The 12698-nt window shown below is 60.6% G+C and carries 10 protein-coding genes; 5 read left to right on the top strand and 5 right to left on the bottom strand.

Going from position 1 to position 12698, the window contains the following annotated elements; genetic code table 11:
• Positions 1–627 precede the first annotated feature (627 nt).
• The gene (locus BSP239C_RS20430) at positions 628–1149 is read left to right on the top strand and encodes a phospholipase A2 (protein WP_145998245.1); all 522 of its coding nucleotides are present in this window, start codon (positions 628–630) and stop codon (positions 1147–1149) included.
• A 421-nt stretch (positions 1150–1570) separates the two neighbouring features.
• Here the strand turns inward: BSP239C_RS20430 and BSP239C_RS05370 are convergent.
• The 4 genes from BSP239C_RS05370 to BSP239C_RS05355 form a co-directional block, all read right to left on the bottom strand.
• Positions 1571–2763 (bottom strand): IS3 family transposase gene (locus BSP239C_RS05370; protein ID WP_101570668.1). Its coding sequence is split into 2 segments (ribosomal slippage): positions 1571–2472 and positions 2472–2763, totalling 1194 coding nucleotides; the frame shifts between segments, so codons are not numbered across the junction.
• 353 nt (positions 2764–3116) lie between these two features.
• Positions 3117–3410, bottom strand: a complete 294-nt coding sequence (locus BSP239C_RS05365; protein WP_101570666.1) for a hypothetical protein — start codon at positions 3408–3410, stop codon at positions 3117–3119.
• Between the two features lie 94 nt (positions 3411–3504).
• Positions 3505–5037 (bottom strand): hypothetical protein, encoded by a 1533-nt coding sequence (locus BSP239C_RS05360; protein WP_101570664.1) that lies wholly within the window; start codon positions 5035–5037, stop codon positions 3505–3507.
• A gap of 47 nt (positions 5038–5084) precedes the next feature.
• Positions 5085–5531 (bottom strand): hypothetical protein, encoded by a 447-nt coding sequence (locus tag BSP239C_RS05355; RefSeq protein ID WP_226842275.1) that lies wholly within the window; start codon positions 5529–5531, stop codon positions 5085–5087.
• 274 nt (positions 5532–5805) lie between these two features.
• Between BSP239C_RS05355 and BSP239C_RS05350 the strand changes: the two genes are divergently transcribed.
• The 3 genes from BSP239C_RS05350 (at position 5806) to BSP239C_RS05340 (ending at position 10294) form a co-directional block, all read left to right on the top strand.
• Complete coding sequence (locus tag BSP239C_RS05350) at positions 5806–7014, top strand: acetyl-CoA C-acetyltransferase (protein ID WP_101570662.1); 1209 nt, start codon at positions 5806–5808, stop codon at positions 7012–7014.
• Between the two features lies 1 nt (position 7015).
• On the top strand, positions 7016–9193 hold the full coding sequence (locus tag BSP239C_RS05345) for a 3-hydroxyacyl-CoA dehydrogenase NAD-binding domain-containing protein (protein ID WP_101570659.1): 2178 nt from the start codon (positions 7016–7018) through the stop codon (positions 9191–9193).
• Positions 9194–9373: 180 nt separating this feature from the next.
• Complete coding sequence (locus BSP239C_RS05340; protein ID WP_096167110.1) at positions 9374–10294, top strand: NADP-dependent oxidoreductase; 921 nt, start codon at positions 9374–9376, stop codon at positions 10292–10294.
• A gap of 19 nt (positions 10295–10313) precedes the next feature.
• Here BSP239C_RS05340 and BSP239C_RS05335 read toward each other — a convergent pair whose 3' ends face one another.
• On the bottom strand, positions 10314–10928 hold the full coding sequence (locus tag BSP239C_RS05335; RefSeq protein WP_069601284.1) for a TetR/AcrR family transcriptional regulator: 615 nt from the start codon (positions 10926–10928) through the stop codon (positions 10314–10316).
• Positions 10929–11084: 156 nt separating this feature from the next.
• Here BSP239C_RS05335 and BSP239C_RS05330 point away from each other — a divergent pair, with 156 nt between their 5' ends.
• Entirely contained in the window at positions 11085–12698 is a 1614-nt protein-coding gene (locus BSP239C_RS05330) for a carboxyl transferase domain-containing protein (RefSeq protein WP_101570657.1), read from the top strand.

Raw genomic sequence — 12698 nt, 5'->3', positions numbered from 1 at the left:
ATCTGGTTGCCAATACCGCCCCAATTATCGGCGGATCAGGGCTAAAGGGTCGAAATGTTCTTTCCACCGCTCCTCATAGGTGAAAAGACGTTCAGCTAGCCTCGAGGACATCAGGCGCCTGGTCGCCCTTACACCGCAATCTCATGCATTCGCGTCCCACAAGCGTCCTTTGCGTCACCAGTGCGGATGGAACTGATTCCGCCTCGATTCGCTCACTGAACAGTCGTACCTTCTGCGGTCTGGGGTGAAGTCTGAGTCTCGACCGTTGTGTTGTGGCTTTCCGGTCTAGCGTTCCCCACAGATAGCAGAGTTCGTCGCCCTCCGCCATATGTCGATAGTGCAACAGATTCGGGTCAGTCTCCTGAACAAGTGGCTAGTGTCGGGCATTGCTTCAAGCGCAGGGTGAGAAGGTTGCTGATCGTGGGCATATTGCTGAAGTCTTGATTGAGAAGTGGGACAAGGCGGGAAGGCTATGTTCTTGAAATACGATCTAATTCATGACCACTGTCTCCTTGTGAAGCGGGTGAGTTTTATTGAAATCTACCTCATAAGTATGAAGACAGCTTGTCAAGAGTATGTAAGACTGGAGCTGAAGCACACCCTATGACCTGGAAGGACGTATCCCGCATGAGAACAGCAATGAGAGCATCAACCTTCGTGGTCTCAGGACTGTGCGCGTTGTCGATGATGGTCGGTATGGGCGCTATACCGTCATCAGCGGCTGAAGCTCGCGGTCCAAATCAAGCGTCAATTGAGGATCTGCATTTGGCACTGGAGGATCTCAAAAAGGTAGATCCTGATTCAGTCGAAGGTGACATTTCCGAGGAGGCCCTCACGGACGAGTACAGCAGAGGTGGCCTGGTCGCATATGGCAAGCCGAACGGATGCTCAACTCCTAAATCACTTGATAAGGCTGCCAAGAAGTGGAACAAAGTTTTCAAGAGCGTCTGTAATAGCCACGATAAATGCTATTCAAAAAATTCGAGTAAAGATCGTAAAACATGCGACAAGGACTTCAGGTCCTCGATGTACAATGTGTGCGGTTTTCGGAAAGACATGAAGACCTGCAAGAAGGTTGCGAATGTATATTACGCAGGAGTTCGCGCGGGTGGCTGGAGAACCTATGAAGGAAAGGGTAAAAACAATTGATTCCCTACACTAAGTCTGCGAAAGTCATTTTTGTAACACTGCTCTGTGTTACGGGAGCACTCGTCCTCTATAGTCTGGGAGTGTCAATCTGGTCACTTGTCGGAGAAGAGGGATGGGTAGCTAAGTCAGCGTGGGCCGTATTCAGCTGGATTGTCACATTCCCATTCCTGTTGGCACTGGCGATTTGTTCCATCGCTCTTTCGGCTACCAAGAGATCTAGAAAAGCAAAATATCTTGCGCGAAGGTCACCTGGAAATGTCTAAGTGATCAATTGCGCAGGAGTCCCCGCCAAGTATCAGCGTTGGCGGGGACTTTTTGTGTTCAGAATGATGATTTTGTCGAAGAGATTGTTTGCATGTAGAAACGCTGGAAACGGTGCGCTCAGGGGGGACTGATGCAAGGAGAGGTGTCAGTGTGAGTGTCATGCTGCCAAGGCAGCTCGCTCTATGATTGCTTCGTACTCAATCGGTGTCAAACGACCCAACCGGGCTTGTCGTCGGCGGCGGTGATACGTCCGCTCGATCCACGTCACGATCGCGATCCTCAACTGGTCTCTGGTCGCCCATCGGCGGCGGTCGAGCACGTTCTTCTGCAACAGCGCGAAGAAGCTCTCCATCGCTGCGTTATCGCCCGCCGCGCCGACTCGTCCCATCGACCCGATGATGCCGTGACGGGCCAGAGCCCGAGTGAATTTCTTCGATCTGAATTGGCTGCCGCGGTCGCTGTGCGTCACGCATCCGCCCACGTCACCACGCCTGGTCACAGCCATCTCGAGGGCATCAACAGCCAACCGGGCCTTCATCCTCGAACTGATCGAATATCCGACGACGCGCGAGGAGTAGGCGTCCTTGACCGCGCAGAGGTACAGCTTGCCCTCATTCGTATGGTGCTCCGAAACGTCGGTCAACCACAGCTGGTTCGGGCCATCAGCTCGAAACTCGTGCCGGGTCTTCCCGTCGGCGTCGACAACCGCGCATAGATCGTCGTGGACCGGTGGTCCCGGCTTCTTCCCGTTCTTGGCCCGGCCCTTGCCGAAGGCCGAGAACCAGGCATTGGACGAACACAACCGCCACGCAGTGCGTGCCGCCATGGGCTGGCCGGACGCTTCGGCTTCGTCGGCGAGGTATCGGTACCCGAACTCGGGATCATCGCGGTGGGCATCGAAGAGCGCATTGGCCCGGTATGCCTCAACGAGATCGGTATCAGGGACAGGTGCGGCCAGCCACCGGTAGTAGGGCTGGCGGGAAAGCTTCAAGACCCGGCACGACACCGCCACGGGGATCCCGTCGACGGCGAGCTCTCTCACGAGCGGGTAGAGCACAATTGATCAGCAGGATTCGCCTGCGACAAATACGCGGCAGCACGGCGCAGGACCTCGTTCTCCTGCTCAAGCAGACGATTGCGCCGACGCATCTCTCGTAGTTCGGCGGACTCGTCGCTGGTGTTGCCGGGTTTGTTGCCGGCATCGATTTCTGCTTGGCGGAGCCATTTGTTGATGGTGCCTTCGTGGACTCCGAAGTCCTTGGCGATCTGTCCGATCGTCGTCTTGGAATCCCTGGTCTGGACGACGCGGATGACGTCGTCGCGGAATTCTTTCGGGGAGGGCTGTGGCATGATGTCTATCCTTCCAGGCTTGCCTATGAACAAGCCAGATCAGATGTCACCTAACCCTGCATCAGTCCCTTGTCCCCAATGGTGCGACCGTGTACGTCGAACAGACTGTCGCGGTGAACGGGCTATGAGCACCGTCGACAAAACCGGGTGGGATCCCGACAAATGCCAAGCCACGTCAAAGAAGCGCGGCGACCAGTGCAAGAACTACCCTGTCCGCGGCCTACGAGTGTGTCTGCGCCACAGCGGAGGCTCCAAGGATGCCCGCGCAGCAACGACCATCTATCGAAAGCTCCAGGGGGCATCAAATCAACCACAGCACCGGGATCGCTACTTTGTAGTGGCGCGAGTTCCTGTCACTCGCCTCGCAGCTCACCCCACGCGAAGTAGGACTCAGCAACATCGTCCTGGACATCATCGAAGAACTGTTGACCGACGCTCTCGACACTGAATCCATTCCCATGCGGCCGAACGATGGGGTAGAACACGTCGCCACCTACGGTGATCCGGTAGATCAAGTCTCGGTCAGAGCGGACCAGCCGTGCGTCGTCGATTTCTCCGGGCTTGAAGATTCGTTCGATCGTCGGCTTCACGAAAGTTTCCAAAAGCTCTTTATCAGTGCAGTTCTCGACATAGCGCTCGTCACCCATTCCGTCAGTCTATTGCGTGAGTTTGCCTCGCGGAACGGTTCCGGCGTAGGGGCGAGATTGCCATGAGTATCGACTGGATTCGGCCACGGGGTATCTATGACCGCTTGATCTGAGTGCTGAATCTCCGGTCGAAGGCACTGGTCACGGCGAAGCTTCCAATCAATGCCGCGACAAGGATGACCAGCAGAACCAGCAGCGTCGGCACCAGTTCGCCCACCAAGTGTCTGTTCCCACTGATGAATATCGTGACACTGGACGACGGGCCCGGGTGGCTCGGGTCGAGCAGATTCGCCGCTGTGTTCCAGACAGTTCCCCAGACAACAGCGCCGACAGCGATTACGACTCCGGCCAGCACCCCCAAAGTGTCAGTCACGGCGAGAATGACAATAGCCATGGTCAGACAGACAAGACAGAGTAGCCCGATGATCGCGATCAGCCGCAGACTCGGGTAGGCGCCGAGGCTGTCGACGATGCTTCTCCCCGGCAATACAGCACTCACGGTGGCAGCCGTTGTCAGCGCGAGTGTCCCGGCGGCGGCCAGCCCGAATTTCTGGCTCAGCAGCGTTCTTCTGGGGAATGGTCTCTGAGGTGACAGTGATCGCCATGGCCCGATGATCGCGACCTGCAGTCCCGCCGCCCGATTGACGGTCGCCGATGACAGCATGGCCAAAGTGACCGCGGCGAGAATGAGTGCACCGAAGATCGCGGAGACTCCGGCGCTGATCGACGACTGTGGAGCGTGCGATTGGGATGATGTGGCATCTGTGTCGGAGGACGTGTCGGCGGGACCAGAAGGCGAGGAAGCTGCCGCGACTGGCGCCGAGGACTGCGAACCTGGCTGAGGGCTCTCCCCATCAGATCCTTCGCTGAAGTAGTCGACGGCCGGTGGTCCGCTGACTTTCTCAATCTTGATGTCGAAGGGGCGCTCGAAGGCGCGTTGGGCCTGTTTCGAAGTACGTGGGCAGGCCTGCTCCCCGGTCTCGCATCCGAACTTCTGGGCGACGATGCGAATCTGCTCGGAGACATGCTCCTCCGCTTGGCGGATGACCTGGTCCCGGTACTGGTCGAGGATGAACTTGTCTTCGTTCAGTGCCTGCGGACTTGCCAGGATGGTGATCGTATAGCGCGGGGCCTCGATGTCACCGCGGTAATACGCTCTGATGCCATCGATGACCTGCGGGGTGAGGTCCTTCGGCAGCACAACTGCGAGCACCGAAGCCCCATCCTCCACCTGAGCCCGGGCGGCCTTAGGCGAAAGCTCGCGTTCAGCCGTAGAGAAATCGGGAGCGACCGCGCCCTGCTCGAGCCTGGTGAAGAACTCATCGGAGAACGAGAGGTAGTCCGTCATTGCGCTCTGGATCGCCGGCATCTCCCGCGGTTCGTCGTCTGTGCCGACTGCGATCGAGAAATTCGGAGGCGAGCTTGGTTGCTGTTCCGCTGTGGTCGGAGCAGGGGCCGGCGTCTGGCCCTTCTCTTCGGCCCCCGCCCGTTCGATGGCGCCGAAGAGAGGAATGAGGGCGGACAGCGCTATGACATACACGCAAAGCGAGGCCATGATCGGCCAGAAATACATCCAGCCTGTCTGTCCCCGGGACAGAATCGAGGTCACTGCGAAGAATCGGCGCATGCTTCATCTTCCCACCGACCGGCGATTGTTCTACGCCCGCAGGCGGCCTACTTCTTCTTGGGCTTGAACGAGGTGGAGCATTTCCAAGTCGTCTTGCCCTTCTTCGCCACTACAGTCACCGACACCTTTTTGCCTGGAGTCGCTCCCGAAATGTAGTACTTGAGGTTCGCGGCACCCTTCTTCGAAGCAGTCGCCTTCTTCTTGGTCTTCGTCGTCTTGTAGTGCGCGGTCGTGGTGACCTTGGCCTTCGCGCCAACCTTGGAAACCTTGATCACGGTATTTGAGTACTGCCGCGGTTTCGCGATCGACATCTTCGCCGCACACTTCTTCGTGGCAGCCTCGGCGGGAGGGGCATCGAGCACAATTGGGCCCGCGAGCAGTCCGACAGCCAATGTCAGCGCGAGGAATTTAGATCCCATCCGCGAGCGCGCAGGACGGGCAGAAGTAGGCGCAGTTGAAGCCGATGTGAATCGGGCAGGAATGATCTCGGTCATGGTTCTCCAGGAAACTAAGAGTGTTAGGTTTCATTAGTATAAGCACTTCGCCCGTGGTTTAAAGGTCACAGAATAGTCACGCCCCGTGAGTGCTCCGTCACAGTCACTGCAGCGTGTTTCCGTGTTGACCATCACACGCAACTGGTATTGAATGGGAGTGCGAATGTTACTGAACGATCGATTAGCCAGTGAGGCTGAGCGAGCGTCATTGACGTATCCACGGCCGAGATCACGAAACCGATCATCGGCCGTTCTCTAGGACTGTGAGGAACAGATGAGCGAAGCGTACATCTACGACGCAGTGCGCACACCGCGCGGAAAGAACCGCGGTGGAGCCCTACACAGCGTCAAACCAATCGATCTCGTGACAGGGCTCATCGATGCCCTGCGCGAGCGTAACCCCGATCTCGACGACAAGGCGATCGACGACATGGTCTTGGGCGTCGTCTCGCCCGTCGGCGAACAGGGCGGAGACATCGCTCGCACCGCGGCTCTCGTCGCGGGTCTCGATGAATCCGTCGCCGGCGTTCAGATCAACCGATTCTGCGCATCCGGGCTCGAAGCGGTCAACATCGCTGCACAGAAGGTCGGCAGCGGTTTTGAGAACCTCGTCCTAGCAGGCGGCGTCGAATCGATGTCGCGTGTTCCCCTCGGCTCCGACGGAGGCGCATGGGCACAGGATCCGACGACGAACTTCGACACCTACTTCGTGCCCCAGGGCATCAGCGCCGACCTCATCGCGACCACTGAAGGATTCAGCCGCACCGACATCGACGAATTCGCTGAGGAGTCACAGAAGCGCGCCGCCAACGCCTGGGAAAACGGCTACTTCGAGAAGTCGATCGTCCCCGTCAAAGACCTCAACGGTGTGACCCTGCTCGACACCGATGAGCACATGCGCCCCGGTTCGACGGTGGAGTCGCTGGCGAAGCTGTCCCCAGCCTTCACCAAGGTCGCCGCGCAAGCAGGCTTCGACGAGGTTGCTCTTCAGAAATACCACTGGGTCGAAGAGATCGACCACGTCCACACCGCCGCGAACTCCTCGGGAATCGTCGACGGGGCCAGCCTCGTCATCATCGGCGACGCCGAGGTGGGACAGACGATGAACATGAAGCCGCGGGCTCGCATCGTCTCCACTGCCGTCACCGGATCCGAGCCGACCATCATGCTCACCGGTCCCACTCCCGCGACGCAGAAGGCGCTCGACAAGGCGGGCCTGACCGTCGATGACATCGACCTGTTCGAGCTCAACGAAGCCTTCGGCGCAGTGGTCCTGAAATGGATGAAGGACCTCAACATCCCGCATGACAAGGTCAACGTCAACGGCGGAGCAATTGCCATGGGACACCCGCTGGGTGCTACCGGTGCCATGATCCTCGGGACCGTCCTCGACGAGCTCGAACGTCGCGATCTCAAGCGTGGTCTCGTCACGCTGTGCATCGGCGGCGGAATGGGCATTGCGACGATCATCGAAAGGGTCTGACATGACGAACACTGAAACGACTTCAACTGCATACTCGCATTCCACCGACTCCGACGGAATCGTCACAGTCGTCATCGACGACCCGAATTCCAAGGTCAACACGATGAACGACCATTTCAAGGCTGCCTTCGAAGGCACCGTGGAATGGCTCGAAGCGAACGTCGATGACATCTCCGGCGTCGTCCTCACCTCGGCGAAGAAGACCTTCTTTGCGGGCGGTGACCTCAACAAGCTGCGTGCGGCCGACCCTGAGAACTCGGAAGCCGAAGCCGCACTGACCAACCACATGAAGACGGTCATGCGTCGCCTCGAAACGCTGGGCAAGCCCGTCGTCGCAGCCATCAACGGTGCCGCACTCGGAGGTGGCCTCGAGGTCGCCCTCGTCGCGCATCACCGCATTGCAGCGGAGGACGTCTCCAGCCTGCGCGTCGGATTCCCCGAAGTCTCCTTGGGTCTCCTGCCCGGTGGTGGTGGTGTAGCCAGGGCCGTGCGCCTGATGGGCCTCCAGAACGCACTGCAGAAGGCCATCCTGCCCTCGACGAAGTTCAAGGCAGCCGACGCTCTCAAGCTCGGCCTCATCGACGAACTCGCTCCGGTGGCCGAACTCGAAGCACGCGCCAAGGACTGGGTCAAGGCCAACCCCGAGGCGACTCAGCCCTGGGACGTCAAGGGCTTCAAGATCCCCGGCGGAGCACCCACCTCACCATCGCTGGGTGCGATGCTGCCCGCGCTGCCGGCGCTCCTGCGCCGTCAGACCAAGGGTGCGCCGATGCCCGCTCCTCGCGCGGCCATTGCCGCCGCCGTCGAAGGTGCCTACGTCGACATCGACACGGCACTGGCAGTCGAAACCCGCTACTTCGTCCACCTCACTCACACGCCGGTGGCGAAGAACATGATCAAGGCGTTCTTCTTCGATCTCGGACACATCAACTCCGGCGGCTCGCGTCCCGATGGCTTCGAACCTCGCCAGGTGAAGAAGCTCGGCGTCCTCGGCGCCGGAATGATGGGTGCCGGCATCGCCTACACCGCAGCGAAGGCCGGCATCGACGTCGTCCTCAAGGACGTCGAGATCGAAGCCGCCGAACGTGGCAAGGCCTATGCGGCCAAGCGTGAGGAATCGGCACTGGCCAAGGGCAAGACGAGCGAAGAGAAGAGCAAGGCTGTTCTAGACCGGATCACCCCGAGCGCCTCGGTTGAGGACTTCGCCGGAGTCGACTTCGTCATCGAGGCGGTCTTCGAGTCCGTGCCCGTCAAGCAGCAGGTCTTCAGTGAGATCCAGGACATCGTCGAGTCCGACGCAGTCCTTGGTTCCAACACCTCGACCCTGCCGATCACGGAACTGGCCACCGGTGTGAAGCGCGATTCCGACTTCATCGGCGTCCACTTCTTCTCACCCGCTGACAAGATGCCCCTGGTCGAAATCATCCGTGGTGAGAACACTTCAGATGAGACCCTGGCGCGCACCTTCGACCTCGTGCAGCAGATCAAGAAGACCCCGATCGTCGTCACCGACTCCCGCGGATTCTTCACCTCCCGTGTGATCGGAACCTTCATCGCCGAGGCTGTCGCCGCCGTCGGTGAAGGAGTGGAGCCGGCAACGGTGGAGCAGGCAGCACTGCAGGCCGGTTACCCGACCGGCGCTCTGCAGCTGCTCGATGAACTGACGCTGACGCTGTCGCAGAACATCCGAAAGGAAACCGAGGATGCAATCACAGCCGCAGGCGGAACGCCAGAAGGCCACCCCTCAGACGGCGTCTTCGACTGGATGATCGAGCAGGGGCGCACCGGACGCAAGGACGGACGCGGCTTCTACGACTACGACGAGAACGGCAAGCGCGCCAAGCTGTGGCCCGGTGTGCGTGAACACTTCAACTCCGGTTCGGCGACGCAGCCTTTCGAGGACCTGCAGGAGCGGATGCTCTTCGCCGAGGCGATCGAGACGATCAAATGCCTCGACGAGGGTGTGCTCACCTCGGTTCCGGATGCGAACATCGGTTCGATCTTCGGAATCGGCTTCCCGGCCTGGTCCGGTGGCGTGCTCCAGTACGTCAACCAGTACGAGGGCGGTCTGAACGGATTCGTCGAACGTGCCAAGGAACTCGCCGCGACCTACGGCGATCGCTTCGCGCCACCTGCCTCACTCGTTGAGCGTGCTGCAGCGAACAACACGTACGAATAGGACTGTCACCGGGTCACTCCGCTGACACAGTCACGGCACTGGGCCGGGTCGGAATCAACCGGCCCGGCCCAGTGCCGTTGAACCTTATAGGAATAGCAGTCGCTGTCATCGTGTTCTGTTTGTGGCAGGCCGGTGACGGCCACGCCTAAGACATGTCGTCCCTTCGAAAGGTCCTCACACATGCGTGCAGCAGTCTATGACCAGTACACCGATGACTTCAGCGACATCACGGTTCGCGACGTTGAAGACCCGAAGGTTCCGCCGGCATCCGTGCTCATCGAGGTCCGCGCCGCGGGAGTCAATCCGGTCGACTGGAAGCTCGTCGGCGGTCACCTCGATCCGGTCATGCCGACCCAGTTCCCAGTCACCCCCGGCTGGGATGTTGCCGGAGTCGTCATCGGACTCGGTTTCGACACCCCGGAATTCTCCATCGGCGATGAGGTCATCGCCTACGCCCGCAAGGACGTACTCGGAGGCGGCACATTCGCTGAGAAGGTCGCGGTCCCCGTCCACGCGGTCACCGCCAAGCCGAAGAGCCTCAGCTGGGAACAGGCGGGTGGACTGCCCTTGGCCGGCGGCACCGCCCTGCGCACCCTCGAAGCTCTGGGTGACATCAACGGCAAAACCGTTCTCGTCCACGGAGCCTCCGGAGGAGTGGGTAGCTTCGCCGTGCAGATCGCGAAATCCTTCGGCGCCCGAGTCATCGGCACCGCCTCGGAGGCCAACCACGACTACCTGCGCACCCTCGGCGCCGAACCGGTCACCTATGGAGACGGGTTGAGCGATCGCGTCCTCGAGATCGCAGGCGGAGAAATCGATGGGGTCGTCGACTTCGTCGGAGAAGTCCTCGAGACCACCCTCGCGGTGCTGAAGGACGGTGGGACACATGCCTCCGTCGCAGATCCCTCGGTGGCCGAGCACGGCGGACGCTACATCTGGGTCCGCCCCTACGGTTCACAGACCGCGCGCGTGGCCGAGCTCGCGGACTCCGGTGAGCTGACAGTGGAGGTGGCCCAGACCTTCAGCCTCGATCAGGTGCCCGAAGCATTCCGCAGCAGCGCGGAAGGACACACACGAGGCAAGCTCGTCATCCTCCCCTGATGTCGGATGGCCTGAAGGCTCAGCCGATCCCCAGTGCAGCCTGAGCGGCGGCACGCAATTCGACCCCGACCACCTCGGCGCTTGAGCGCCTAGCTTGGTACGGGGTCGAATTGATCATGCCGAAGACCGCATGCACGCGCACGGTCGCCGCATCGAGTGACCATCCCGGATTGGCCCGCGCCACGACCTCGGCCCAGCGGCTGACATAGCTTCTCTGCAGGCGACGAACGGTGCGCCGAGAAGCCTCGGGCAAGGCCGCCAGGTCACGGTCCTGAATGCGAATCAGCTCGGGCTCGCTCATCGCGAAGGCGACATGGAAGTCGATGAGCTCGATGAGCGCCGAGGCGGCCGCGTCGTTGTCGTGGCGCGTGATGATCGCGTCCCCGCCTGAGTTCAGATAGTCAGAGATACCGACGAGGAGTTCCTCGAGGACAGCTTCTTTCGACTCGAAATGACGATAGACCGCCGGTGCGGAGATCCCTGCACCCTTGCCCAGGTCATCGAGACGGACTCCGTGGAAGCCATGTTGGGCATAGAGGTTCTTCGCCACCGACAGCAGCTGTTCACGCCGCGCCGCCTTCGCAGCGGCCCGTGACGTGCCGGTTGCCCGGGGTGTCGCCGACTTCGGTGCCATGTCCGTCACCCCAATTCCTTTCTTCGAATTCCGCTCGAGATCTTCGTATTCCGCTCTAGACCATGGACTCGGTATTCCACCGTGCCCGTTGTCACAAAAGCCGTTGAGCAGTATCATAGCAGTCAGTTAACAGTTATTAACTGAAATGAGGATGGAATGAGAGCAGTGGGAACTGCGGTCAGTCCGGCAACGGGGCAGGTCAACGCCGACGCCCATGCCGAACTCATCGCTGAACTCCGGGAACGCATCGCGGCCACCGCGCAGGGCGGTTCCGAGAAGTCCAGGCAACGACACATCGACCGCGGGAAACTGCTGCCTCGGGACCGTGTGGAACATCTGCTCGACCCCGGAACCCCGTTCCTCGAAATGTCCCCACTGGCGGCCAACGGCATGTACGACGATGCCAGCCCCGGTGCCGGAATCATCACCGGAATCGGACGAGTCAACGGACGCGAATGCGTGATCGTGGCCAACGACGCCACCGTCAAGGGCGGCACCTACTACCCCGTCACGGTGAAGAAGCATCTGCGCGCCCAGGAGGTCGCGAAGGAGAACAGTCTTCCCTGCATCTACCTCGTCGACTCGGGAGGCGCCAACCTGCCCAACCAGGACGATGTCTTCCCCGACCGTGAGCACTTCGGCCGCATCTTCTTCAACCAGGCCACACTCTCAGCCGCTGGCATCCCGCAGCTGGCAGCGGTGCTGGGCTCCTGCACCGCCGGAGGCGCCTACGTTCCCGCCATGGCCGATGAGTCGATCATAGTGAGTGAACAGGGCACAATCTTCCTCGGCGGCCCACCCCTGGTCAAGGCCGCAACAGGCGAGGAAGTCAGCGCAGAGGACCTCGGCGGCGGAGCCCTGCACTCCCGTGTCTCCGGAGTCACCGACTACCTCGCGGCCAATGACTCCCACGCCCTGGAGATCATGCGCGACGTCGTCTCCACACTGGGGCCGAAGGCCCAGGCCAACTGGGACGTCGTCGCAGCTCGGGAACCGCTGCACTCACCCGAGGAACTCACCTCGGTGGTGCCCGTCGACTCGAGGACTCCCTACGATGTCCACGAGGTCATCGCCCGCCTCGTCGATGGTTCCGAATTCCACGAGTTCAAGGCCGAATACGGCACCAGCCTCATCACCGGCTTTGCTCACCTCGACGGCCACCCCGTGGGAATCGTGGCGAACAACGGCATCCTCTTCGGCGAATCCGCGCAGAAGGGCGCCCACTTCATCGAACTCTGCGACCAGCGCAGCGTGCCCCTGATCTTCCTGCAGAACATCTCCGGCTTCATGGTCGGACGAGACTACGAAGCGGGAGGCATCGCCAAGCACGGAGCGAAGATGGTCAACGCCGTCGCCACCGCCCGCGTACCCAAGTTCACCGTGGTAATCGGCGGCTCCTTCGGCGCCGGCAACTACTCGATGTGCGGCCGCGCCTACTCACCCCGCTTCCTGTGGATGTGGCCCAACGCCCGCATCTCCGTGATGGGCGGAGAGCAGGCCGCCAGCGTGCTCTCGACGGTCAAACGCGATCAGATCGAAGCCCGCGGCGAAACCTGGAGTGCCGAGGACGAGGACACGTTCAAGCAGCCCGTGCGTGACCAGTACGAAGCCCAGGGCAACCCGTACTACTCCACGGCCAGGCTCTGGGACGACGGAATCATCGAACCCACCGACACTCGCCAGGTTCTGTCCCTGGCCCTCGAACTCGCCCGCTTCGGACCTATGGAACGCCCGCTGAACGCCAGCGGCTACGGCGTTTTCAGAATGTGA

This window comes from Brevibacterium sp. 239c (assembly GCF_900169365.1).
Lineage (GTDB): Bacteria > Actinomycetota > Actinomycetes > Actinomycetales > Brevibacteriaceae > Brevibacterium.
The sequence above is the reverse complement of the archived record's forward strand: the minus strand, read 5'-3'. Positions and strand labels throughout refer to the sequence as shown.